Origin of the sequence: Microbacterium sp. ABRD28, from assembly GCF_003850245.1 — a bacterium.
Taxonomy (GTDB): Bacteria; Actinomycetota; Actinomycetes; order Actinomycetales; family Microbacteriaceae; genus Microbacterium.
Window position 1 is genome coordinate 545586 of record NZ_CP031015.1, and the last position, 24264, is coordinate 569849.

24 protein-coding genes, 1 tRNA gene and 1 pseudogene are annotated in these 24264 nt (G+C 70.0%); 7 read left to right on the forward strand and 19 right to left on the reverse strand.

The genetic code is table 11. The annotated features are described in order from the left end of the window. The first annotated feature begins 3 nt into the window (after nt 1-3). The gene (locus DT073_RS02805; RefSeq protein WP_124292016.1) at nt 4-885 is read left to right on the forward strand and encodes a rhomboid family intramembrane serine protease; all 882 of its coding nucleotides are present in this window, start codon (nt 4-6) and stop codon (nt 883-885) included. A 175-nt stretch (nt 886-1060) separates the two neighbouring features. Here DT073_RS02805 and DT073_RS02810 read toward each other — a convergent pair whose 3' ends face one another. Further along, nucleotides 1061-1300, reverse strand: a complete 240-nt coding sequence (locus DT073_RS02810; RefSeq protein WP_124292017.1) for a cell division protein CrgA — start codon at nt 1298-1300, stop codon at nt 1061-1063. A 55-nt stretch (nt 1301-1355) separates the two neighbouring features. Between DT073_RS02810 and DT073_RS02815 the strand changes: the two genes are divergently transcribed. From DT073_RS02815 to DT073_RS02820, 3 genes are read left to right on the forward strand one after another with little or no spacing between them, the layout of a single operon-like run. After that, on the forward strand, nt 1356-2213 hold the full coding sequence (locus tag DT073_RS02815) for a class E sortase (RefSeq protein WP_240638704.1): 858 nt from the start codon (nt 1356-1358) through the stop codon (nt 2211-2213). Next, on the forward strand, nt 2213-2368 hold the full coding sequence (locus tag DT073_RS15790; RefSeq protein ID WP_164478133.1) for a hypothetical protein: 156 nt from the start codon (nt 2213-2215) through the stop codon (nt 2366-2368). Before DT073_RS02815 ends, DT073_RS15790 begins: the two co-directional genes overlap by 1 nt. Continuing rightward, the gene (locus DT073_RS02820; RefSeq protein WP_124292018.1) at nt 2365-2997 is read left to right on the forward strand and encodes an anthranilate synthase component II; all 633 of its coding nucleotides are present in this window, start codon (nt 2365-2367) and stop codon (nt 2995-2997) included. Before DT073_RS15790 ends, DT073_RS02820 begins: the two co-directional genes overlap by 4 nt. Nucleotides 2998-3188: 191 nt before the next feature. Here the strand turns inward: DT073_RS02820 and pknB are convergent, their stop codons facing one another. The 7 genes from pknB to DT073_RS02855 all read right to left on the reverse strand — a co-directional run bounded on the left by pknB (nt 3189) and on the right by DT073_RS02855 (nt 12133). Continuing rightward, nucleotides 3189-4889, reverse strand: a complete 1701-nt coding sequence (gene pknB, locus DT073_RS02825; protein WP_124292019.1) for a Stk1 family PASTA domain-containing Ser/Thr kinase — start codon at nt 4887-4889, stop codon at nt 3189-3191. Nucleotides 4890-4967: 78 nt separating this feature from the next. Then, nucleotides 4968-6728, reverse strand: coding sequence for a serine/threonine-protein kinase (locus DT073_RS02830; RefSeq protein ID WP_124292020.1), 1761 nt, complete (start codon nt 6726-6728; stop codon nt 4968-4970). Beyond that, nucleotides 6725-8182, reverse strand: coding sequence for a peptidoglycan D,D-transpeptidase FtsI family protein (locus DT073_RS02835; protein WP_124292021.1), 1458 nt, complete (start codon nt 8180-8182; stop codon nt 6725-6727). Before DT073_RS02835 ends, DT073_RS02830 begins: the two co-directional genes overlap by 4 nt. Beyond that, a complete protein-coding gene (locus DT073_RS02840) occupies nt 8179-9582 on the reverse strand; it encodes an FtsW/RodA/SpoVE family cell cycle protein (RefSeq protein WP_124292022.1) in 1404 nt (467 codons plus the stop codon). The genes DT073_RS02835 and DT073_RS02840 overlap by 4 nt, the downstream gene beginning before the upstream one ends. Then, nucleotides 9579-10817 (reverse strand): PP2C family protein-serine/threonine phosphatase, encoded by a 1239-nt coding sequence (locus tag DT073_RS02845; RefSeq protein WP_124292023.1) that lies wholly within the window; start codon nt 10815-10817, stop codon nt 9579-9581. Before DT073_RS02845 ends, DT073_RS02840 begins: the two co-directional genes overlap by 4 nt. An 18-nt stretch (nt 10818-10835) precedes the next feature. After that, nucleotides 10836-11396, reverse strand: coding sequence for an FHA domain-containing protein FhaB/FipA (locus DT073_RS02850; protein WP_124292024.1), 561 nt, complete (start codon nt 11394-11396; stop codon nt 10836-10838). Continuing rightward, nucleotides 11393-12133, reverse strand: a complete 741-nt coding sequence (locus DT073_RS02855) for an FHA domain-containing protein (RefSeq protein WP_124292025.1) — start codon at nt 12131-12133, stop codon at nt 11393-11395. Before DT073_RS02855 ends, DT073_RS02850 begins: the two co-directional genes overlap by 4 nt. A gap of 294 nt (nt 12134-12427) precedes the next feature. Here DT073_RS02855 and DT073_RS02860 point away from each other — a divergent pair. Both DT073_RS02860 and fdhA read left to right on the forward strand, forming a co-directional pair. Continuing rightward, nucleotides 12428-12511: transfer RNA gene (locus tag DT073_RS02860), tRNA-Leu, on the forward strand. A gap of 188 nt (nt 12512-12699) precedes the next feature. Beyond that, entirely contained in the window at nt 12700-13920 is a 1221-nt protein-coding gene (fdhA, locus tag DT073_RS02865) for a formaldehyde dehydrogenase, glutathione-independent (RefSeq protein ID WP_124294311.1), read from the forward strand. A 58-nt stretch (nt 13921-13978) separates the two neighbouring features. Here the strand turns inward: fdhA and DT073_RS02870 are convergent, their stop codons facing one another. From DT073_RS02870 to DT073_RS02895, 6 genes and pseudogenes are all read right to left on the reverse strand, one after another. Next, nucleotides 13979-14740, reverse strand: a complete 762-nt coding sequence (locus tag DT073_RS02870; protein WP_124292026.1) for an ABC transporter permease — start codon at nt 14738-14740, stop codon at nt 13979-13981. After that, a pseudogene (locus tag DT073_RS02875) lies at nt 14737-15507 on the reverse strand (ABC transporter ATP-binding protein). Before DT073_RS02875 ends, DT073_RS02870 begins: the two are co-directional and overlap by 4 nt. An 8-nt stretch (nt 15508-15515) precedes the next feature. Next, nucleotides 15516-15881, reverse strand: a complete 366-nt coding sequence (locus DT073_RS02880; protein WP_353681944.1) for a DUF1048 domain-containing protein — start codon at nt 15879-15881, stop codon at nt 15516-15518. Next, nucleotides 15878-16210 carry a PadR family transcriptional regulator gene (locus DT073_RS02885; protein WP_124292027.1) on the reverse strand — a complete coding sequence of 111 codons (333 nt, stop codon included), beginning with the start codon at nt 16208-16210 and terminating at the stop codon, nt 15878-15880. Before DT073_RS02885 ends, DT073_RS02880 begins: the two co-directional genes overlap by 4 nt. A gap of 151 nt (nt 16211-16361) precedes the next feature. Beyond that, complete coding sequence (locus DT073_RS02890) at nt 16362-16853, reverse strand: GNAT family N-acetyltransferase (RefSeq protein ID WP_124292028.1); 492 nt, start codon at nt 16851-16853, stop codon at nt 16362-16364. A gap of 9 nt (nt 16854-16862) precedes the next feature. Next, the gene (locus DT073_RS02895; RefSeq protein ID WP_124292029.1) at nt 16863-17531 is read right to left on the reverse strand and encodes a GntR family transcriptional regulator; all 669 of its coding nucleotides are present in this window, start codon (nt 17529-17531) and stop codon (nt 16863-16865) included. A 316-nt stretch (nt 17532-17847) separates the two neighbouring features. Between DT073_RS02895 and DT073_RS02900 the strand changes: the two genes are divergently transcribed. Next, entirely contained in the window at nt 17848-18054 is a 207-nt protein-coding gene (locus DT073_RS02900) for a cold-shock protein (protein ID WP_124292030.1), read from the forward strand. A gap of 9 nt (nt 18055-18063) precedes the next feature. On the opposite strand, the gene DT073_RS02905 is transcribed toward DT073_RS02900, so the two are convergent. Genes DT073_RS02905 through DT073_RS02925 form a run of 5 tightly spaced genes read right to left on the reverse strand, consistent with a single transcriptional unit; the run spans nt 18064 to nt 24216 of the window. Then, nucleotides 18064-20181 (reverse strand): DUF2156 domain-containing protein, encoded by a 2118-nt coding sequence (locus DT073_RS02905; protein ID WP_124292031.1) that lies wholly within the window; start codon nt 20179-20181, stop codon nt 18064-18066. A 29-nt stretch (nt 20182-20210) separates the two neighbouring features. Beyond that, complete coding sequence (locus DT073_RS02910) at nt 20211-21497, reverse strand: hypothetical protein (RefSeq protein ID WP_124292032.1); 1287 nt, start codon at nt 21495-21497, stop codon at nt 20211-20213. Between the two features lie 12 nt (nt 21498-21509). After that, the gene (locus DT073_RS02915; protein WP_124292033.1) at nt 21510-22205 is read right to left on the reverse strand and encodes an HAD hydrolase-like protein; all 696 of its coding nucleotides are present in this window, start codon (nt 22203-22205) and stop codon (nt 21510-21512) included. Between the two features lie 43 nt (nt 22206-22248). Further along, nucleotides 22249-22944, reverse strand: a complete 696-nt coding sequence (gene nucS / locus DT073_RS02920) for an endonuclease NucS (protein ID WP_124292034.1) — start codon at nt 22942-22944, stop codon at nt 22249-22251. A 39-nt stretch (nt 22945-22983) separates the two neighbouring features. Beyond that, entirely contained in the window at nt 22984-24216 is a 1233-nt protein-coding gene (locus tag DT073_RS02925; protein WP_205782999.1) for an MFS transporter, read from the reverse strand. Between the last annotated feature and the right edge of the window lie 48 nt (nt 24217-24264).

The window sequence follows — 24264 nt, forward strand, 5'->3', positions numbered from 1 at the left end:
GACGTGAGCTCCGACGACCTTCGTCGCAACAGCGACAACTTCTGCTACCGGCATCCCGACCGGCAGAGCTTCGTCCTGTGTCAGCGGTGCCTGCGCACCATCTGTCCCGAGTGCCAGACGCAGGCGCCCGTGGGGGTCATCTGCCCCGAGTGCCTCGCTGAGCAGCAGGCGTCGCGGACGACCGCGCAGAAGAAGGCGGAGCGCCGGTGGGCGCGCCGCCCCGCCGCGGTCGTCGTCGGCGACACCCGGCCCCTCGCGACGTACGCGATCATCGGCCTCACGGCGCTGGTGTACCTCGTCTCGTTGATCCCCGGGTTCGGGAGCACCGTGACCGACACCCTTTCGTTCTGGGCGCCCACGCTCTACCCCGAGGCCTTCGGCGTCTTCCAGCCCTGGCGCCTGCTCACCGTGTCGCTCGTCCACTCGGGCTTCTGGCACATCGGTCTGAACATGCTGGCGCTGTGGCTCATCGGTCGCAGCCTCGAACCGCTCCTGGGCAGATGGCGCTTCATCGCGCTCTACCTGATCAGCACGCTCGGCGGCTCGGTGGCGGTGGCGCTGCTGTCGTTCGGAACCCCCGTCGTCGGTGCCTCGGGCGCGGTCTTCGGCCTCTTCGGGGCGCTGCTCATCATCGGCCGGCACCTCGGTGCGCCGGTGACCGGCATCGCCATCGTGCTCGGCATCAACCTCGTCATCGGGTTCATCCCCGGATTCAACATCTCCTGGCAGGCGCACGTCGGCGGTCTGATCGCGGGACTTCTCGTCGCTGTCATCCTCACCCGGACGCGTGCCCGTTCGCGACGCCCCCTGCAGATCGCCCTGCTCATCGCCCTGACGGTCGGGTTGCTCGCGCTGCTGCTGGTGCCGCCCGCACTCTACTTCTGAGGGCACTTATCCACAGATTCATCCCCACCTGGGGATGAATCACACCGGTGTAATTAGGTCCTGTGGAAAGGACGGATGCCGCGGCATCCGTCTTCGTCCGCCCGCCCCGCTCCGGCTCGCCCGCCGCCTGCCCGCTCCCGCGGAGATTCACCGTGTCTCGTGGGGGGTGGGAGGGTCAGCGCCAGCGGGTGGTCATCAGGAACCCGATGAAGGCGATGCCGAAGCCGATCGCGAGGTTCCAGGCGCCGATGCCGGGGATCGGCCACTGCATGCCGCTGATGTAGAAGACCAGGACCCAGACGAGGCCGATCAGCATGAGGCCGATCATGATCGGCTTGAACCACACCGGGTTGGGGGCGGCTTCGCCCTCCGCGCGCTCGATGAGCGTGTCGTCGTCCCTGCCTGAGCGTGCCATGGGCCCCATTCTATCCGCCAGCGGGATCCCAGCGAGAGGTGGCTACAATCGCCCCGTGGGTGACGAGCGTGACGTGCGGATGACCGAGCCGGCCCTGCGCCGTGATCGCACCGCCCGCGCGGCGTCGTCACAGGCCGCGCCTCCCGGGAAAGCACCGCGTCACGCGAAGCCGAGACCGCGCGTCTCGATCGTCGGCGTCTTCGGTGAACTGCTCATCACCGCCGGCGTCGTGACCCTGCTCTACGTCGGGTGGCAGATGTACCTCGGCGACCTCATCTTCGGCGCACAAGCGAACGCCGAGGGACGGGAGCTGTCGGAGCAGTGGGCGGAGCAGTACGGCGAGGGCCTGCCCGAGGCCGTGCCGACTCCCTCCGACCAACCCGCCGACGCTGAGCCGGCGCCGGCCGAGCCGGTGATCCTCCCCGAGCCGACCGGCACCGAAGACTTCGCCATCATGCGCATCCCGCGCTTCGGCTCGGACTACGCCTGGACCATGGCGGGTGGTGTCACCCGCGCGGGAACCCTCGACAACTTCCGCATCGGCCACTACCCCGGCAGCAAGATGCCCGGCGAAGTCGGCAACTTCGCCGTCGCGGGTCACCGCACCACCTACGGCGCACCGTTCAATCGCATCGCCGAGCTCCACGTCGGAGACGCCATCGTGATCGAGACGCCGGCGGGGTGGTACACGTACCGCTTCCGCACCCTCGAGTACGTCACGCCCGACGAGGTCGAGGTGCTGCTCCCGGTGCCGCAGATGCCCGACGTCCCGGCGAACGGGCGCTACATCACGATGACCAGCTGCAGCCCGATGTTCTCGCTCGCCGAGCGCATCGTCGCCTATGGCGTCTTCGAGTCGTTCCAGCCCTACGCCGACGGACCGCCGGCCTCGCTCACCGAGGGAGTCAGCTGATGTACGCCGCGTTCTGGCGGGTTCTTCCCGGCCCCTGGTGGGTGCGGCTGTTCATCGTGATCGTCCTCGTCGCCGCGATCCTCTACGGGTTGTTCTTCTACGCCTTCCCCTGGGTGAGCCAGTTCGTCAATCCGCAGGAAGTGACGGTCGAGTGACGGCCGACGTGCTCGTCGTCGACAATCACGACAGCTTCGTCCACACCCTGGTCGGCTACCTCCACCAGCTGGGCGCGTCCACCCGCATGGTGGAGGCCGACGCGCTGGATCCGCAGGCTCTCGACGAGACCCTCGAGGGTCACCGCGGCGTCCTGGTCTCCCCCGGCCCCGGCACGCCCGCCGACGCCGGGGCGTCGATCGCGGTCGTGCGTGCCGCATCGGCCCGCCGCATCCCTCTTCTCGGGGTGTGTCTCGGCCATCAGGCCATCGCCGAGGCCTACGGTGCCCGGGTGGGTCACGCCCCGGAGCTGATGCACGGGATGACCTCGGAGGTGCGCCACGACGGCAGCACGCTCTTCGCCGGGCTCACCGACCCGTTCACCGCCACCCGGTATCACTCGCTCGCCATCGAGCGCCCCACGCTCCCGCCCGAGCTGGTGGTGACGGCCGAGACCGAGAGTGGTGTGATCATGGGCATCGCTCACCGCTCCGTGCCGGTGCTGGGCGTGCAGTTCCACCCCGAGAGCGTGCTCACCGAGGGTGGTCACCGGCTGCTGGGCAATTGGCTCGAGACGCTCGGTTTCCACGGGGCTGCCGAGCGCGGCGCCACGCTGAGCCCGCGGCGCTGACTCCGTTCGCCGACGCGAGGAGAATCGGCCGAGGCGAGGGCGATCTCGCGCCGGCTGTACTCGCCTCGGCCGATCGTCCGCGTGCGAGAAGGAGGATGCCGCGGCTCGAGCCTGCGCGACAGAGCCTGCGCGACGGAGCCTGCGCGACGAAGCCCCTCGCCGGAGCCCCAGCGACGGAGTCCCTCGCCGGCTCAGGCCCCGGTGCAGTACGTCAGGGTGATCGTCGACCGCACCGGCACATCACCGGGGGCGAGGGACTGCTGCGACACCGTCGTCGGGTTCGTCGCGGGGCAGCCGGGGTCTTCCGCGGTCTCGACCGTGAGGCCGAGCTCGTCGGACTGCAGCTCGCGCGTCGCGGCGTCGACGGTGTAACCGCGGTAATCGAGGATCGTGACGTTTCCCGTGGCAACGACGAGGTTAACCACCGTGCCGGCCGGCACCTCGGTGCCCGCGTCGCGATCGGCCGAGAGCACCATGCCCGCCTCGCGGCCGGGGTCGTTCTCGGTGCGGATGGTTCCCACGCGGAGCCCCGCATCGGTGAGCGCCTGCGCCGCGGCATCCCGCGTCAGTCCCTCGAGGGTGGGCACCGTCGCAAGATCCTGACCCTCGGAGAGCACGACGAGCACGCCCTGCCCGGGCGAGACCGAGACGCCGGAGGCGGGGTCGGTGCGGATGACCGCACCCTCGGGCACGTGGACGCTGGGTTCGGTGATCTGGGACGGAACGAGGTCCTGCCCCTCCAGCTCCACCACGGCGCGCTCGTAGGTCATGCCCGACACGTCGGGGACGATCCGGGCGCTCGAGGGCACCTCGTTCGACGGCTGGATCGTCACCGCCCAGAACAGTACCGAGATCAGCAGAACCGCCAGCAGCGCGACGCCCGCCCAGATCCATGCGACCGGCGGGCCCGCCTGGGTGCGCTTCATCGTGGTGTCGGTGCTGAGCTGACGCAGTGATCGCGCGGTCTCGGCAGCGGCGCGCGGGTTCGGACCGTAGAGCTCGCTGGTGAGGGCCCCCACCTGACGCTTGGACGGGGCCTTGCCGTCGATGGTGGCATCCAGTGCCTCGCGGAAGCCCGCGGCATCCTGGTAGCGCTGGAAAGGATCCTTCGCCAGCGCCCGCAGCACGACGGTGTCGAGCGCGCGCGGCACGGTCTCGACGATCTCCGACGGGGTGAGCGGGGTCTCGCTGACGTGCTGGTAGGCCACTGCCACCGGGGATTCGCCACGGAACGGCTGACGACCGGTCAGCAGCTCGTAGAGCACCACACCGGTGGAGTACAGATCGGCGCGCGCGTCGACCGGCTCGCCCTTGGCCTGCTCGGGGGAGAAATAGGCGGCGGTGCCGAGGATCTGCGTCGTCTCGGCGACGGTGGACGATGAGTCCGACACCGCGCGCGCGATCCCGAAGTCCATCACCTTGACCTGGCCGGCGTCGGTGACCATGACGTTGCCGGGCTTGATGTCGCGGTGCACCACGCCGGCGCGGTGCGAGTACTCCAGGGCCTCGAGGATGCCGTCGACGTAGCGCACCGCATCCGAGACGGGCACCGGGCCCGCGGCGATGATGTCCTTCAGCAGGCGCCCGCGCACGAGTTCCATGACGATGAACGGCACCGGACGCGTCACTCCGTCGACGCCGGACTCGGAGTCTTCGCCGGCGTCGTACACGCGCACGATCGCGGGGTTGGCCATGCGACTGGCTGCCTGCGCCTCGAGCCGGAAACGGGTGCGGAAGGCATTGTCGTCGGCGAGATCGCGGTCGAGGATCTTGATCGCGACCTGACGGCCGAGCGTCAGGTCTTCGCCGCGGTACACCGTGGCCATCCCGCCGCGACCGATGATCTCATCGACGCGGTATCGCCCTGAAAGCACGCGCGTCTCAGTGGTCACAGTCACCCCCTGGTGGAACGGGTACAGCCTAACGGACGGTCCCGAGGTACTCCCTGAGACCGGATCGGATGCCGGGGATCAGCCGTCGGCGCCGTCGTCGCCGCCGCCTTCGCCGCCGCCGTCGGTGGGCGAGGGCGAGGGTGCGGCCTCGATCGTCGCCTGGGCTTCGGGCGAGTTGCCGGAGGTGCGCTCGCCGGAGGGTCCTCCGGTGCAGGTGACCGTGTAGGTGACGAGCACCGTGCCGCTGGCGTTGTTCGGCACCGACAGCTGCGCCTGGCGCGTGTTGGTGTCGAACGGCATGGTGTTCTGTCCGTTGGAGAACGTGCCGTTCACCGCGGTCAGCGTGTAGGCGCCGGGCGATCCTTCACCGGCGGGGCAGGCGTAGCCCTGCCAGTTAACGGTGAGGGTGCCGCCGGGCGCGACCGTGCCCGAGCTGAGGGTCGGCGCGGTCGGCTGCGGCAGCTCGGTCTGCGGACCGTAGAACGACAGCGTCAGCACCTGGTCGGGGGTGATGGATCCCTGCGGCTCGTAGTCGTACACGAGCGAGACCTCATCGGCGGTGGGTGCGGCGTTGCCCTGCTGGCAGTTGACGGTGAGCACGCCGGCGTCGAGCGCCGCCGCACGCGCGGTGTCGCAGTCGACGCCGACGAGACCGAGTGCGTCGAGGTCGATGCGGTCCTGGGTGGGCGTCGCGGACGGAGTCGTCTGGGAGGGCGTCGGGCGCGAGGTCGTCGTCGACCCGGACGGGTCGGGCGACGGGTCGCCCTGGTTGGCGAACAGGGCCCAGAGCGTCCCGCCGAGCACGAGGAGCAGGATGACGATGAGGGCGACGAGCGGCCAGGTCCAGCGGCTGCGCTTCTTCTTCTCCGGCTCCTGCGGCTCGGCGTAGTCGGGCAGCGGCGCCGACAGGATCTGGGTCGCCGCGGCCGTCGCACCGGCAGGGGCGAGCAGTTGGGTGGCGTCATCGGCCAGCACGGCGGCACCGGCGACGGCGGGCACCGCGGCCGCGGCCGCCGCGAGGTCTCCCCGGCGGAGAGCGGATGCCGCCCGCGCGACCGCGGCGGCGGAGGCCGGTCGATCCTCGGGCTTCTTCGCGATCATCGCCATGACGAGGTTCTGCACCGGCTGCGCGACCGTGGGCGGCAGCGGCGGAGGCTGCTCGTTGATCTGCGCCATGGCGATCGCGACCTGCGACTCGCCGGTGAAGGGGCGCTTGCCGGCGAGGGATTCGTAGGCGACGATGCCGAGCGAGTAGGTGTCGGTCGCAGGAGATGCCGGGTGACCCGATGCCTGCTCGGGCGAGAGGTACTGCACGGTCCCCATGACCTGACCGGTCGCGGTCAGCGGCACCTGGTCGGCGATGCGGGCGATGCCGAAGTCGGTGATCTTCACCCGGCCGTCGGGGGTGATGAGGAGGTTGCCGGGCTTGATGTCGCGGTGCACCAGGCCCGCCGCGTGCGCGGCCTGCAGCGCCGCCGCGGTCTGCGCGACGATGTCGAGGGTCTTGTCGGTCGACAGTGCGCCGTCGCGCTCGAGGATCGTCGACAGCGCCTCGCCGGGCACGAGCTCCATGACGAGGAAGGCCGAGCCCGCCTCCTCGCCGTAGTCGAAGACGCTCGCGATCCCCTCGTGGTTCACGAGGGCCGCGTGCCGGGCCTCGGCGCGGAAGCGCTCGAGGAACCCGGGGTCGCCCATGTACTCGTCCTTGAGGATCTTGATCGCGACCGTCCGTCCGATGACGTGATCGGTCGCCTCCCAGACCTCGCCCATCCCGCCGATGGCGATGCGCGAGTCCAGCTCGTAACGTCCTCCGAAGGTCACTCCCTGCGTCGGTCTCATCTTCCCAACACCGCCTCCATGACCGTCTTCGCGATGGGCGCCGCGATTGTGTTCCCGCTGCCGGACTGGCCCTGTCCGCCACCGTCTTCGATGACCACCGCGACGGCGACCTGGGGGTCGTCGGCGGGTGCGAAACCGGTGAACCAGAGCGTGTACGGCTCGTCTGATCCGTTCTCCGCCGTGCCGGTCTTCCCGGCCACGTCGACCCCGTCTATTCTTGCACCGCTCGCCGCGCCGTCCTGGACATTGGCGACCATCATCGCCACCATCTCCTCGGCGAGATCCTCATCCAGCGCGCGGCCGAACTCGGTGTTCTCGAAGGTCTGCTGCACCGACAGATCCGGCCCGATGACCTGATCGACCATGCGGGGATTCATGACGACACCGCCGTTGGCGATCCCCGCCGAGACCATGGCGATCTGCAGCGGCGTCGCATCGACCTGACCCTGGCCGAACCCGGTGAGCGCGGTCTGCGGGTCATCCAGTGCGCGGGGGTAGGGCGAGGCGGTCGAGGTGAGCGGGATGTCGAAGCTCCGATTGAAGCCGTACTTCTCGGCCTCTTCGCGGATCGCAGTGTCGCCGAGTTCGACGGCGAGCTCGGCGAAGGGGATGTTGCAGCTGAGGCGCAGCGCCTCGGCGAGCGTGACCGTCTCGCCCGGACCGCACGCACCGCGGCTGGCGTTGTAGACCACGTTGCTCGACTGCGGCAGCTGGTACACCGCGGGGTTCGGCAGCTCGGACTCGGGCGTGTAATCGCCGGAAGCGAGGGCGGCCGAGGCGACGACGAGCTTGAACGTCGACCCCGGCGGGTTCAGATCGCCGCCGATCGCGCGGTCGATGAGCGGGTCGGCCGGGTCGGCCAGCAGCTGCTCGTAGGTCGCGTTCACCTGCTCGGGGTCGTGGATGGCCAGCGAGTTGGTGTCGTAGCTCGGGCTGGTCACGAGCGCGAGCACGCGGCCGGTGTCGGGCTCGATCGCGATGACCGCGCCCTGCAGGTCGCCGAGGGCGTCGTAGGCGGCCTGCTGCACCGTGGCATCCAGGCTCAGTTCGACGTTCGAGCCGCGCGGCGGCTGTCCGGTGAAGATGCGCTCGATGCGGGAGAGGAACTGCGCGTTGGAGGTGCCGCTGAGCTCGCCGTTCATCGCCTGTTCGATTCCGGTCGACGCGCCCAGAGCGGGGTTGATGTAGCCGGTGACCGGTGCCCACATGTCGCCGTTCTGATACACCCGCTGCCAGCTGTAGACATCATCGGAGGGGACGGATGACGCGATCTCGATCCCGCTCGCGACGATCGAGCCGCGCTGCACCTCGTACGAGTCGTAGAGCGCGCGCGTGTTGGCCGAGTTCGTGGCGAGGGTCTCGGCCTGGATGACCTGGATGATGCTCGTCGACCCGAAGAGGGCGAGGAACATCAGCAGCACGATGATGCTGAGCCGGCGCAGTTCCTTCGTCATCCGATCACCACCCGGGGGCGGCTGCGCACGGCGTCCGAGATGCGCAGGAGCAGGGCGACGATGATCCAGTTCGCCACGAGCGACGAACCGCCCGCCGCGAGGAACGGGGTCGTGAGGCCGGTGAGGGGGATGAGGCGCGTGACGCCGCCGACCATGATGAACACCTGCAGCGCGATCGTGAACGCCAGGCCCGTGGCCAGGAGCTTGCCGAAGTCATCCTGTCCCGCAAGCCCGATGCGGATGCCGCGGCTGACGAAGACCATGTACAGGCAGAGGATCGCGAAGACGCCCACGAGCCCGAGCTCCTCGCCGAGGCTCGGCAGGATGTAGTCGCTCTGCGACAGCGGGGTGATGTACGGGCGGCCCTGACCGAGCCCCGTGCCGATGAGGCCGCCGTGGGCGAGCCCGAAGATGCCCTGGACGAGCTGATAGCTGCCCCCGGAGCGCTCGATGATCTCGGGGTCGAACGCGTTCAGCCAGTTGGCGAAGCGCCCGCCGACGTAGGGCAGCACGCGTGAGGCGAGGAAGGCGCCGGAGGCGGCGAGGGCGACACCGATCAGCACCCAGCTGGTCTTGCCGGTGGCGACGTACAGCATCGCCACGAACATGCCGAAGATGAGCGTGCCGGTGCCGAGGTCGCGCTGCATGACGATGATGCCGAGCGAGACGAGCCAGATCACCAGCAGCGGACCGAGCTCTCGGGCCCGTGGCCAGGTCATGCCGAGGAACCGGGTGCCGGTGGAGGTGAGGCTCTCCCGGGTGCGGACGAGGTAGCCGGCGAAGAAGATGGCCAGGGCGATCTTGGCGAGCTCCCCCGGCTGGAACGACACGAAACCGAGCGAGACCCAGACATCGGCGTTGGCGTTCGTGCCGAGGCCGGGGACGATGGGAAGCAGCAGCAGGGCGATGCCGGCGAAGCCGGAGACATAGGTGTAGCGGAAGAGCACCCGGTAGTTGCGGAGGAAGATCACCACGACCACCGCGGCGACCACCGCGATGGCCGCCCAGGCCATCTGGCGCGTCGACGCGGCATCCCATCCCTCGTCGCGGATCGCGATGTCGATCCGGTAGATCATCGCGATGCCGAGGCCGGTGAGGATGGTGGCGATCGGGACGACGAACGGATCGGCGTCGCGCGCGCGGAAGCGCAGCACGATGTGGAGTGCCAGCACCAGCACGGTGAGGCCGCCGCAGTAGTAGAGGAACGTCGGCTCGATCGCGCCGATCGCCCCGAGCTGCACGAGGGCGACGGCCGCCCACGTCAGCGCGCAGGCGAAGAGCAGCAGGAACAGCTCGCGGTTTCGCTGCGTCTGCGGCACGCGGATGCGCTTGAGCGCGCGGATCACCGCGGTGTCGGTCGAAGGGGCGTCGGGTCGGGTGACGCCGGGAGGTGCGGTCATGAGTTCGCCTCCGCGGCGATGCGCAGTCGATCGACGATCGTCCGGGCGTCGTCGAGCGATTGTGCGGTGATCGTCCGTTCGACGGTCGTGCGCGAGAACGGGGGGAGGTCGGTCAGGTCGATGCCGGTGTCTTCGAAGGGGGTCGACAGCGGGAGGGGACCGATGTCCTGCTGGACGCCGCGGTAGATGACGACCGTGTCGTCGTCGGCTCCGACGAAGTAGCGGGTCTGGGTCCACTGGTACGCCAGGATCAGCGTCGTGGCGATGGCGGCGATCACGAGGATCAGCCCCGCGAACCACGCGATCCGTCGCCGGCGCGCGCGGCGCCGGTCTTCTTCGATGAGCTCCTCGAGGAACTCGGCGTCGGGCTCGAAGTGGGTGGGTTCGTTCGCCGCCCCACGGTTGGGGTGCAGCCAGCTGCTGCGTCCGGGGCGGGCGGCGGGCACCTCGACGCCGATCGGGTTCGAGGCCGAGCCGACGATCGTGGGGGTGCCGAAGAAGACCGGATGCTGCCCGCCGACGTCGACCAGGACGATGGTGACGTTGTCGGGGGCACCGCCGTCGAGGGCCTGCTTGAGCAGCGCATCGGCGGTGCGGCCCGGGGCGAGGCCGAGCCCGAGGGCTTTGGCGGTATGCGGGTCGTCGACCACGCCCGACAGTCCGTCGGAGCACAAAAGCCACCGGTCGCCCGGCTGGGTCGGCATGATGAACGTGTCGACCTCGGGATCGGGATCCATGTCGCCGAGCACCCGCATGAGCACCGACCGGCGCGGGTGGTAGCGCGCCTCCTCCGGGGTGATGCGGCCCGAGTCCACCAGGCGTTGGACGAAGGTGTGGTCGGTGGTGATCTGGGTGAGCGCGCCGTCGCGGTACAGATAGATGCGCGAGTCGCCGATGTGGGCGATGACGGCATAGTCGTCGACCATCAGCAGCGCGCTGACGGTCGTGCCCATGCCGGCGAGCTCGGGCTTGACGCCGACGGTGTCGATCAGGTGCTGGGCGGTCTCGGCGATGGCGTCGCGGAGCGCCCGTTCGGCCGTCGCGGTCGACGAGAACGAGTCATCGAGGTCACGCAGCCTCTCGATGGCGAGGCTCGAGGCGACATCCCCGCCCGCGTGGCCGCCCATGCCGTCGGCGACGACGAAGAGGTTCGACCCGGCATACCCGGAGTCCTGGTTGTTGGAGCGCACCTTGCCGGTGTGCGAGATCGCGGCGCTCGAGCCCTGGAAGACCATGAAGGAGGGGTCCGTCCGCTACTTCCGGAGCTCGAAGGTGGTCGCCCCCACGCGGATCGGCGCACCGACGGTGATGGCGACCGGCGCTGACACACGCGCGCCGTCGTGCCAGGTGCCGTTGGTGGAATCGAGGTCCTGCAGCATCCACTGATTGCCCCACAGCATGATGCGGGCGTGGTGACTGGAGGTGTAGTCGTCGCGGATCACGAGGCCCGATTCACTGGAGCGTCCGATGGTGAGCGGCTCGCTGCCGAGCGGCAGTTCGAGACCGGCCTTCGGGCCGCTGGTGATGACGATGCGCGAGACGGTGGTGGGGGTCGCCGGTCCGCCCTTCTGCGGGGCGGCGGGTGCGGCGGCGGGGCGCGCGCGGGCGACGGGCTCCGTGAGCGCCGAGGGCGAGGACGGCGACTTCGTCACGGCGGGGCCGGCCGGGGCGGCGGCCGCGGCGGCCGGCTCGGGCATCTTCCGGGCCTTCATGCCGAACAGGTCGGCGCGCAGCGAATACACCACCGCGAAGACGAAGAACCACAGCAGCACGAGGAAGCCGATGCGCAGAAGCAGGAGGGTCAGTTCACTCACGACAGCGGCCCCTGTTCGCGGATGTCGAAGGCGCGCGTGGCGTCGGGGGCCGGCCGGGAGGGCCGAGGAGGGACCGCCTGCGCCACCACGCGGAAGACGATATCGGTTCGACCGATCGTGATGGTGGAGTCGGGCGCCAGCGGTGCTTCGCTCACGCGGCTGCCGTTGAGAAGGGTGCCGTTGGTCGAGCCGAGGTCGCGGACCATGGCGCGCTCGCCGTCCCACAGCACCTCGACGTGCTTGCGGCTCGTCCCGGCATCCGAGATCGTGACGTCGGCGTCGCTGCCGCGGCCGATGACGGTGCGGCCCTTCAGCAGCGGGTGCCGCTTGCCCTCGACGTCGATCACGCCGCGCCACGACACCGCACCTTCGGCGCTGGAGCTGTCGACGCGGAGCGTTCCCGTGGAGAGCTGATCGTCGCGCTCGAGGGTGATGGTGACGGGGCCGGCAAAGCTGTACCCCTGCGCGCGCGCGTGGGTGTGCACGAGGGACTGGAGTTCTTCGGCGAGGGCCGGACCGATCGCGCGCATCCGCTCATCGTCGCTCGGGGCGAGACGAACCGTGAAGGTGTGCGGGGTGAGGATGCGGTCGCGGCTGACGACGGCGGCCTTCTTGTCCAGTTCACTGCGAAGCGCCGAGGCGATTTCGACAGGCTGGATCCCGCTACGGAAGGTCTTGGCGAAGGCGCTGTTGACGGCGCGTTCGAGTCCCTTCTCGAAGCTGTCTAGTAGTCCCACGGGGCTCCTCAGGCAGGCGATCCAGTCGGTACATGTTAGTTGTCCAGTCTGGACAGGCGATCCACACCGCGTCCGACCCGCCGTTCCCGGGATTCCGTCGGACACTCTCCGCACGCCGTGCGCGGGGCCGCGACCCGTCGAAGAACGCGGTCGCGCAGCATCCCGAACCGCACTTTCTGTCGTCTCGCGTGCGACGGCGAAGGTTCGAGTGCGGCGGCAGGCGGCGCCGGGGGCCGCCCGGGAGCCGTGATATCCTCGGGAAGTTGAGTTTCGCGGGTCGATGATCCGTGGCTCGCGCGAGTGGCGGAATAGGCAGACGCGCTGGCTTCAGGTGCCAGTGCCCGAAAGGGCGTGGGGGTTCAACTCCCCCCTCGCGCACAGCGACGAATCAGCCCCCGACCGGGGATTTCCCGGGCGGGGGCTTCGTCGTTCGCGGGCGGCCTGCGGCCCCTGCATGATCGACGCGTACGCGATCCTGTCAAGACGTAGAGCCGCAACGGCCCCAGGGTCATGCTGGAAACGCGGGGCGCCAGCCGCCCCGTGTCGCGCACGACGAGAGGACGATGATGTCAACGAACAGAGCTGTCGCGTACAAAGGGCCCGGAAAGGTCGAGGTGATCGACACCGCCTACCCCGAGTTCGAACTCAAGGACGGGCCGGGCGTGAACCCGGCGAACGTCGGCCGCAAGGTGCCTCACGGAGCGATCCTCAAAACGGTGTCGACGAACATCTGCGGTTCGGACCAGCACATGGTGCGCGGCCGCACCACGGCTCCCGCGGGCCTCGTCCTCGGGCACGAGATCACCGGTGAGGTCGTGGAGGTGGGCCCCGACGTCGAGTTCATCAAAGTCGGAGACATCGTCTCGGTCCCCTTCAACATCGCCTGCGGCCGGTGCCGCAACTGCAAGGAGGGCAAGACGGGGATCTGCCTCAACGTCAACCCCGACCGACCCGGCAGCGCCTACGGCTACGTCGACATGGGCGGCTGGGTGGGCGGCCAGGCCGAGTTCGTGCTCGTGCCCTACGCCGACTGGAACCTGCTGAAGTTCCCCGACCGCGACCAGGCGCTGGAGAAGATCCTCGACCTGACGATGCTGTCGGACATCTTCCCCACGGGCTTCCACGGTGCCTACACCGCCGGGGTCGGACCGGGTTCCACCGTCTACATCGCCGGTGCCGGTCCCGTCGGGCTCGCCGCGGCCGTGGGCGCCCAGCTTCTCGGTGCGGCGGTCGTGATCGTCGGCGACCTGAACGAGGAGCGCCTCGCACAGGCACGCTCGTTCGGCGCCGAGACCGTCGATGTGTCGAAGGGTGACCCGAAGGACCAGATCGAGCAGATCCTCGGGGTGCCCGAGGTCGACTGCGCGGTCGATGCGGTCGGCTTCGAGGCGCGCGGCCACGGCGCGGACTCCAGCCACGAGGCGCCGGCGACCGTGCTGAACTCGCTGATGGACCTCACCGCCGCCGGCGGCGCCCTCGGCATCCCCGGGCTCTACGTCACGGGCGACCCGGGCGGCATCGACGAGGCTGCTAAGGTCGGCTCGCTGTCGCTGCGACTCGGGCTCGGGTGGGCGAAGTCGCTGTCGTTCACGACGGGCCAGTGCCCGGTGATGAAGTACAACCGCCGGCTGATGATGGCGATCCTCCACGACAGGGTGCAGATCGCCAAGGCCGTCAACGCCACGCCGATCTCACTCGACGACGCCCCGCGCGGCTACGAGGAGTTCGACCAGGGCGCGGCGCGCAAGTACGTGCTGAACCCGAACGGATACATCAAGGCCGCGTGATGACGCGCCCGTGCTCGCGGGGCGAACACGCCCCGCGAGCACGACGTCACATCCCCGCTCAGCGGAACCGCCGCCGATACGCCAGCGCGGCGCCGAGGTAGGCGACCACGAGGATCCCTCCGCACCAGACGAGGGCGATCCAGAGGTCCGCGCCAGGAGCCTCGCCCGCGAGAAGCGCCCGCATCGCGTTCACGATCGACGTGACCGGCTGATACTCCGCGAACCACCGCACCGGCCCCGGCATCGTGTCGGTCGGAACGAAGGCCGAGCTCAGGAACGGCAGGAAGATCAGCGGGTACGAGAAGGCGCTGGCGCCGTCGACGGTCTTCGCCGTGAGTCCCGCGATCACGGCGAGCCAGGTGAGCGCGAGGGTGAACAGGAGCAGGATGCCGCCGACCGCGAGCCATGCCCCGAGGCTCGCAGGGCTCCGGAACCCGATGACGAGCGCCACGGCGACGACGACGGCCAGAGACACCGCGTTCGCCACGACGGACGTGAGGACGTGGGCCCACAGCACCGATGACCGAGCGATGGGCATCGATTGGAAGCGCTCGAAGATCCCGCCCTGCAGATCGAGGAAGAGCCGGTAAGCGGTGTAGGCGACGCCCGACGCCACCGTGATGAGCAGGATGCCGGGAAGGAGATAGTCCACGTACGACTCGCCTCCCGTCTGGATGGCCCCGCCGAAGACGAAGACGAACAGGAGCAGGAAGGCGATCGGCATCACCGCGGTGGTGACGATCGTGTCGGGGCTCCGCAGGATGTGGCGGAGCGATCGACCGGTGAGCGCGGCGGTGTCGCCGACGACGTGCATGGTCACGGGGTGTCCTTTCCGCCGACGATCGCGAGGAAGATCTCCTCGAGGCTCGGCTGCTTCTCGACGTACTCCACGCGCGCGGGCGGAAACCGCCGCTTGAGGTCGTCGAGGGTGCCCTCGGCGATGATGCGGCCCTCGTGGAGGATCGCGATGCGGTCGGCCAGCTGCTCGGCCTCGTCGAGGTACTGGGTGGTGAGGAGGATGGTCGTGCCGCCGCGGGCGAGCTCGCGGACGGCATCCCACACGTCGATGCGTGCCTGCGGGTCCAATCCCGTGGTCGGTTCGTCGAGGAGCACGACAGGCGGGTCGCCGATCAGGCTCATCGCGATGTCCAGGCGTCGTCGCATGCCGCCTGAGTAGGTCCCGACGCGGCGGCCGCCCGCATCCGTCAAGGAGAAGCGCGCCAGAAGCCCGTCGGCGACGTCGCCCGGATCGGAGACGTGGCGGAGCCGGGCGACGAGGATGAGATTCTCACGACCCGTGAGCACCTCGTCCACCGCGGCGAACTGGCCGGTGAGGCTGATCGTCTCCCTGACGCGCGCGGCCGCGGTCGCAGCATCCTGTCCCTAAATCTCGACCGATCCGGCGTCGGCGCGAAGGAGAGTGGCGAGGATGCGGATCGCCGTCGTCTTACCCGCGCCGTTGGACCCGAGGAGCGCGTAGATCGAGCCCGTCGGCACATCGAGGTCGACGCCCCTCAGGACCGCGAGGTCGCCGAAGGCCTTCTCGAGCCCGCGGATCCGCACCGCGGACCGGACATCGTGGGTCAGCGGTGTGCTCACGGCGTCTCCTCCTTCTCCGCCTGCTCGATCGCCGCGGCGAGCCGCTTCTGCTCCTTGGTGATCCACGATCCGATGCCGTAGTTGGACGTGAAAGCGTCGACGAACTCGACCGGATCGTCGCCGACGACCTCGCGCACCGGCGTGCCGTCGGCGGCAGCGCTCTCGAAGAGCTCGGCCAGGTCGTCGAACATCTGCAGCAGCAGCTCGCCCTGGTCGGTGCCGCCGTTGTACATCAGGTAGCGCTCCACGCCCTTGGCTGCGGTGCGGTACGGGGTCGGCAATGCCTCGATCCGCGCGCGGTACGCCTTCCAGCGCCGCTTGTCGGCGAGCGATCCGGTCACCCACTCGATCCAGTTGGTCATGATGATCTCCCTTCGCGGAGCTGTTCCAGTCGTTCGGAGAGGAAGCTCCAGGTCCTCCAGAACTCGTCGAGGTAGTCGCGGCCGGCGGCGTTCAGGCTGTAGACCTTGCGCGGCGGGCCCTTCTCCGACGGCACCTTCTCGACATCGACGAGACCGCGCTGCTCGATGCGCACCAGGAGCGCGTACACGGTGCCCTCGGCGATGTCGGTGAACCCCTCGTCTCGCAGCCACGTGGTGATCTCGTAGCCGTACGCGCGACGGGTGGCGAGGATCGCGAGCACGATCCCCTCGAGGATGCCCTTCAGCATCTCTGTGGTCTGCTTGCCCATCGGTGCCTCCCTCAGTACTCAGTGTTGATGAGTACCAGTACATAGTAACGCTGACTACCGAAAGCGCAACAGCGCCTTGAATGCGCGGGGCGAACGGACGCGGCGGCGGCGCGGGCGCCGGCCGTGGGAGAGAGGATGCCGCGGAGCGGCGTCAGTTGCCGTCGAGAACGGGGAGCAGCGTATACACGGCTTCTTCGACGTCGCGTCCGACGCCGGGCGCGAACGAGGTCGTGCGAGACACCTCGGTGAAGCCGCACCGCGTGAGGACAGCGCGGGAGGCCGCGTTGTGCACGGCCACGCGAGCGAAGAGCGGACGGACCGGTTCACGCGAGACCAGCAGGCGCAACGCGTGCGTGGCCACGCCCCTCCCCCACGCGTGGCGGGCGATCCAGTACGTCGCCTCGCGGTCGCCGTCGACGGTGAACGACCCGACGGCGCCGGCGAACGCGCCGTCTTCGGTGACGATGCGGTAGGTCACATCCGGGTCGGTGCGGATGCGCGCGATCCAGCGGTCGAACGCCTCGCGGTCGTCCGGATCGTCGGCGGTGAAGGCCGCGAGCTCCACGGCGGCGCGGTCTCGCATCATCTCGAACACGGCGTCGAGATCGTCGTCGTCGAGGTCTCGCAGTTCGATGTGGCCCACGTGGCCAACCTAGCGAGGGTCGTCCCCGCAGGGCGAGGACAGGTGGTTCAGCTCCATGAGGATGCTCTCGGCCGCGTGGCCGTCCCGCGCGACCACGGCATCCCGGAGACGCCGGTACCGGGCGGTGCGGAGGTCGACGTCCTCATTCGGCGGCGTCCACCCCTGCAGGTTCCGCTGTATCGCGAGACCTGCCTCGCGCATGATGGTGATGAACACGTGGTTCGCCGTCGCCCGGATCAGCAGCTGGTAGAAGGCCGTCGTGCTCCCGAGGAGCCCCAGGCCGTCGTCGCGCTCCGAGCGATCGATGAGGGCGTTCACGGCGTCGACCAGGTCGGCGTGCTCCTCGGGGGTCGCTCGAGCAAGTCCGAGGATCGCCGCGTCGCCGGCGACGTACGTCATGAACTCGGTCGTGTGCGGATAGGCGTCGGGGTGCGGCTCCTTGACCCGTGTGTACTTATTCGCGGCGACCTCGACGAGGCCGAGGCGTTCCAGACGCTGCAGCGCTTCCCGTACCGGGGTGCGCGAGACGCCGAGTCGGGAGGCGAGTTCGACGTCGCGAAGGCGATCGCCCGGCCGCAGCGTGCCGCGCAGGATGGCTTCACCCAGCACCGCATAGACGTCGTCGCCGAGCGCCGTGCCCTCGCGGGGCGTCAGTGGAGCGAACTCGTCATCTGTCATGGCGGGACAAGTGTATTCAACCGAAACATCAGCTCGCATCCCTGCTGATATATCGGTACAGTTTGCACTGTCGCGACCACGCGTCGTCCCTGTGGCGACGCTCGCGACATATCCGGGGGGATCCGTCGACGCCCGGGCCTCGAGCTCTCTGCTCGGCCCGGGCGGACGATGGAGCGGGGTGCTTCGCCGTGAGGCGGCATCCGTCGTCGTCTTCTTCGCAACGTTTCTGTCACCATCTCCCGGCGGGGCGCCGGCCTTCGTTAGCGTGGGTCACGCCACGCGGGCACCGGGTTCGCGGGTGGAACGAAGGCAGTAGATGAGCACGCAGGGCACGGTCAAGTGGTTCAACTCCGAGAAGGGCTTCGGCTTCATCGCACCGGATGACGGGAGCGCCGACGTGTTCGCGCACTACTCGGCGATCCAGGCGAGCGGCTACCGCTCCCTCGAGGAGAACCAGCGCGTCGAGTTCGAGGTGGCGCAGGGCCCCAAGGGCCTGCAGGCCGAGAACATCCGCCCCGTCTGACGCAGGGGCTCAGTCCTTTCCGCGCACCAGCTCCAGGCCCGCGCCGGCGAACTGTCGCAGGGTGGCATCGGGGAGGAACGCGCGGGTGAGGCCGGCCGCGATCCGCGAGAGGTCGCCCTCGTCGCGGTACAGCAGGTACATCGTCTCGTAGCGCGGGTTGAACTTCTGCTTGAACCGGTGGAGCGACCGGAACCCGTAGACCGGCTCGAGCATCTGCGCGAGGCGGTCGGTGAGGTCGGCGATGACCCCGGTGTCGGCCGGGTTCTCGTGGGCGAGCGGCGCGCCCGAGAGCGAGAGCACGGCCGCGCCCTCGTCGGCGAAGTGCCGCGCCGATGATCCGATCAGGAACTCCATCACCGGGCCGAAGCCGCCCTCGCGGCGGCGCATGAGGTCGAGCGTCCACCCGCGGACCTCGCGGCCCGCGCCGTAGACGGGGAGCCACGAGAGAAAGCCGTCGACGTCGCCGGCGGGCGACAGCGCCAACGCCAGGCGCACCTCGGGGTCGGCCGCCTCGATGAGCGTGCCCAGGGTGAACCGCATCTCGGGGAGGCCCTTGTCGCCCACCCACGCCTCCGAGATCGCGCGCAGCTGCGCCTGAACGCCCCACGGCTCGTCGCCGAGACGCGTGATCCGGAACGTCATGCCCTCGCGCTCGGCGCGATTGAGCGACGAGCGCACCGCGCCCCACGCCTTCCCCGTGAACTGCAGACCGGGAAGATCGACGATCGTATCGTCGGCGACGACGAGGCTCCGCCATCCCTCGGGAACCGCCGCGCGAGTGGCTTCGCCGGCGCTGAAGAAGCAGGGGATCAGGCCCGCGCGCTCGGCCGCGTCGGCGAACTCGCGCACCGAGGCCGGCCGCGAATCCTCCGGCCCGAGCGGATCGCCGAGGGCGATGGCCGTACCGAGGTGCCGCTGGTAGGGCACGACGCCACCGGTCGTCCGGGCGTAGGCCATGCCCTCCCACGTCGCCATCCACGACAGGGTGCCGCCACCGTCGACGCGGATCATCTCCTTCACCTCGGCGACCGTCGGCACCGGCGTCGCTCCGAGCCCGCGGCGCGGCTTCGCGCGGAACGCGGCGCGCACCCAGATGAGGTAGACCACGAGCATCAGCCACAGCGCCGCCGAGACGAGGCCGATCTCGGTTTCGCCATCGATCACGACCTCGACCTGCGCCTCGGTGCTCAGAGTGATCGCCACCAGGATCAGCACGCCGACGAGAACATTGAGCACGCCGAGGATGACGGCGAGCACCCATGCCCACCGGCGCCCGAGACGCAGGCCGTTGGCGATGACGGCGATGATGACGGTGTCGACGGCGACGTCGAAGAAGCCGCCCGAGTCCGGCTCGGTGGGGCCGAACGGCCCGTTGGTCGGCACGATGATGAGGGCGATCTGGATGACGCCGAGCACGACGATCGACACGAAGGCCAGCAGCCGCTGCTCGCGCACCGTGATGCGCTGAAGGCGCAGCGACCGATCGACGAAGAGGATGAGCACCACGGCGACGACGTGCTCGAGGTCGGGGAGCGCGCCCCAGAACAGCAGCGCGACGAAGACGAAGCCGAGCAGGACGAGCCACGCGCGCACCCGCCACGGCGGCGGGAACAGACCGACCGCCGCCGCGATGCACGCCATCGTGCCGCCCGAGGCGCCCACATCCAGCGCGGCCGCCTCGGTCTGCGCCCACTCCCACGGCAGAAGCGCGGCGAACCACAGCAGCAGCGCCGTGGCACACACGGCGAAGAGCTGGCCGATCCAGAAGTACGCCAGGGCGACGCGCGTGCCGCGGTGGTATTCCAGATAGGCCATACCCCAGAAGCCGGCGATGGTGAAGACGTACACCCACGGCTGGTTGACGAAGAACGTGCCGGTGATCGGTGTCCACCACCGCCCCTCCAGAAGCGCGGGAAGGCCGTACGCAACGGTCTCGTAGAGGTCGGCGTCCTCGAACGCGCGCCACAGTCCCTGCCAGATCACACCGGCGGCGAGGATCAGGGCGACCAGGGTGAGCGTCGCCGGGATCCGACCGATGACCCGGATGACCGGATGCGGCGTGTGCGACGACGCACTCGCGGCATCCTTCGTCGTGATCCCGCCCGCGTCGTCGCCCGCCCCCGCCATGGCACTCACCCTAGCGAGGGCTCGCCGGCTCACGCGGGATCGATGGCTCCACCGCTGTTCGCGGCGTACTGTGCGAGCGCCTGGGCGTCTTCGGCGTGCCGGAGCGCGCGCCGAGCGGCGTCGAGCGCCTCGACCGGATCCTGAGCCTGCCGGGCGGCGGCGAGGTCGCGCTGCGCGGAGATGAGGCGCGCTCGCGCATCCGCGCCGGTGCGCACCCCCGACATCGCCGCTTCGGCGAGGGCGACGCCGTTGCGCGCGGCGGCGAGGGTGCCGGGCAGGGCGGTGCGGGCGCCGCGGAGCCGCTGCTGCGCGGTGCGCGCATCGCCGAGGGCTCGGTCGAGGCGGTCGCGCAGGCGCGCGATCTCGCCGATCGTGTGGGTGGGGCGGCGCGCCGCTCCCGCCTCGAGCGCGTCGAGGGAGGACGCGACGGCGCGGATCTCGTCGCCGAGGCGCTCCGCGTCGGCGGGTTCGAGCTTGGCCCGGATCGTCGTCGCCGCCCGCAGCGCAGCCCGTGCCGAATCGAACTCGTCCGAGAGCGCCTGCGATGCCTGCGTGATGAGGCGGTAGGTCTCCTCGAGCGTCCGGGCATCGGCCTCGGCGCGGCGGAGAGCCCGCTCGCCCGCGGCGAGCTCGGCGAGGGCATTGCGGGTCGGATCGGCCGCTGAGCGCGACGCCTCGGCGAGGCGCTCCTCGGCCTCGTCGGCCTCGGTGACGGCCGCTCGGGCTGCTGCCGCGGCATCCTTCCATTCGCGCTCGTCGAACCGGGCGAGCTGCGCGATGAGGGCTTCGGGATCGCCCATCGCCGCCCGCACCTCGGCCAGCCGTGCCTGCGCCGAGCGGACCTGGTCGGCGGCCGAGACGTGCGCGGTCACCCACGCGGCGTGCGCGGTGCGGGCGCCGTCGACCGTCCGGAGGGCGGCTTCCACGCGTCGGGTGACCGCCTCGGCGGCGCGCCGCACGCGCGCGGCCTCCTCGCCGCCCTCGAGCCGCCCGGCCAGGCGCCGGTACTCCTCGAATCCGTCGTCGCGCACGTGCTGTGCGGTCATGCGCGCGCGGCGCAGGGTCGTCGGGGCGTCGCCGCCGTAGAGCGCCCCCGACAGGCTCACTTCGATGTCGAGGTCGTCCACCGCGTCATCCAGTCTCACCAGGGCGCGACCGGCGTCGTTCCGCGCCGCCTCGGCGGCGGCGCGCGCCTTGGGCGAGCGCCGCGAGCGTCGCAGTGCGATGAGCCCGGCGACGACGGCGAGGGCTGTCACACCGAACACGACGGCGGCAGGGATCACCCAGCGGAGGAGGTCGTCGGCCTGCTCGGTCATCGGGCGCCTCGCTCAGCCGTCGCCGTCGGAGGAGTCGTCGGAAACGAGGAGGAGCCTCCGCAGCTGCGCCGCATCCGAGACGACGGCCTGCGCCCCCTCGGCTTCATGGGGCCAGCTGAATCCCCACGTGACGAAGATCACGGGCACCTCGTGCTCGGCGCCGCCCTCGATGTCGTGGTGGCGGTCACCGATCAGCACGGGTCGGTCGGTGTCGACGCCGGCGGCCTCGAGGCGGCGGAGGGCCTCGGCGACGATGTCGGACTTCGCGCTCAGCGTCTTCTCGTCGGGGGTCGCCCCGGCGATCGCGGTGAAGAGGGGCGAGAGGTCGAAGTGGTCCATGAGGGCGACCACCTGCACTTCCGGCTTCGAGCTGGCGGTCGCCTGCGGGATGCCGGCGGCATGAGCGTCCTGGATGATCTCGGCGATGCCGGGGAAGAGCCGCGCGTCGGTGGTGTAGCCCTCCTGCTTGCCGAGGGCGCGGTAGAACGCCACGGCCTCGGTCGACTCGGCGGGCGTCATGGCGACATTCACCTGGAACGACTCGTACATCGGCGGCCCGATCCAGTGGGCGAGCTCGTCCCGCGTGGGCGCGGGCTTGCCGAAGTGCTCGAGGGTGACGGTGAGACGGCGGAGGATGCCGACCGAGGCGTCGATGATCGTGCCGTCGACGTCCCAAAGGATGCAGGTCCAGGGTGAGCGCGTCGACATGACCTCCACGCTACAAGTCCGCGGAGCGCGCACGGACATCCGGTCAGAAGAGCCGCAGGTGCCCCGAGTCGACGCCCTTCATCTCCTCGTAGTCGAGGGTGAGGCACCGGATGCCGCGGTCGGCGGCCAGGACCCGCGCCTGCGGCTTGATCTCCTGGGCGGCGAAGACGCCGCTCACCGGCGCGAGGTGCGGATCGCGGTTGAGCAGCTCGAGGTAGCGGGTGAGCTGCTCGACGCCGTCGATGTCGCCGCGGCGCTTGACCTCGATGGCGATGGTGCCGCCCTCGGGGTCGCGCAGCAGCAGGTCCACGGGTCCGATGGCGGTGGGGAACTCCCGCCGTACGAGCGAGACCCCCTCCCCCACGATCGTGACCTGTTCCGCGAGCAGCCGCTGCAGGTCGGCTTCGACGCCGTCCTTCTGCAGGCCCGGGTCGATCCCGAGGTCGTGCGACGAATCGTGCAGCACCTCGTACAGGTGCACCAGCAGGGCGTCGCCGGTCTTGGCGTGCGTGACGCGCCACTGCTCGACGACGCCGGCCGCCGCGGCATCCTCATCCGGCGTCTGCACCGTCAGGGTGCACGGCGGACTCATCCAGTTCAGCGGCTTGTAGGAGCCGCCGTCGGAGTGCACGAGCAGACTCCCGTCGCCCTTGTGGACGAGCAGACGCGTCGCGAGCGGGAGATGAGCGGTGAGGCGGCCCGTGTAGTCGACGGAGCAGCGAGCGATGACCAGGCGCACCCGTCGAGCGTAGTCGCCGAACCGAGGTGATGAGGAGGCTCAGTGGTGCGGGTGCCCGGCGCCGACGGTCGACCCGGCGATCGGGCGCGCGGCAGGAGAGGCGATGCCGGATGCCACGATGAGCGCGACCAGGATGAACAGCGTGTTCAGCAGCCCGATCTGCTCGCTGATGAACCCGAGGATCGGCGGCCCGCAGAGGAACGCCACGTAGCCGATGGTGGCCGCCGCGCTCACCCGGGCGGCCGCCCGGGCCGGGTCGTCGGCGGCCGCGGACATGCCGAGGGGGAACCCGAGCGATGCGCCCGCACCCCAGAGCGCCGCGCCGACGAAGACGAGCGGCAGGTTGGGGGCGAGGATGAACAGCAGAAGGCCGATCGCGGCGGTGACCGCCAGGATCCTGAGGGTGTTGACACGACCGAAACGGTCGACGAGCGGTCCGCCCAGCACGCGCACGACGGTCATGCTGACCGAGAAGACGGTGAGCCCTGCGGCGCCCACGGCCTCGGTCGCACCGTGGCCCTCCACGACGCCCAGGGCCAGCCAGTCGTTGGCGCCGCCCTCGGCGAAGGCCATGCCGAGCATGATCACGCCGAGCGCGTAGGTGCGGGGTTCGCGCCAGGCCGACAGGTTGGTGTGCAGGCGCGTGCGCCAGTCGACTTTCTCGCCCGGTGTCGGGTCTTCGGCGAGCTCGCGGGCCGGAACGGCCGGGTAGGTGGCCAGGGCGATGGCGAGCACGACGACCGCCATCGTCACGGTGTGGGCGAGCACGTTGATGCCGGCCGCGGCGGCCAGGGCGCCGACGCCCGCACCGATGACGGTGCCGAAGCTGAAGAAGGCGTGGAAGAGGGGGAGGATCGTCTTGTTCGACTGCTTCTCGATCGCCGCGCCGTCGACGTTCATCATCACGTCGACCGCGCCGTTGCCGAAGCCGAAGAGGCACAGGCCGAGCAGCACGATCGCGTACGAGGGGACGGCGTCGGTGCCCACGCCGACGATCGCGACACCGGCGGCGAAGGTGATCATCGCGCCGAGCATGCCGCGCTTGGCACCGAACCGGGCGAGCACAGCCGACGCGAGGGAGAGTCCGAGGATGGACGCGATGCCCGCGCCGAGGAGGAGGAACCCGATCTCGACGTTGTCCACCCCGAGCGCGCTCTTGATGGCCGGCACCCGTGACGCCCACGTCGCGATGCTGAGGCCACTGGCCATGAAGATCGCGAAGACGGCGGTGCGCCAGCGCACCAGCTGAGGGCGGGTCAGGACGAGTTCCACCCGAGAAGGATACCGAATCGTTTCGATCCGCGGAACGGCGCGGCGGTT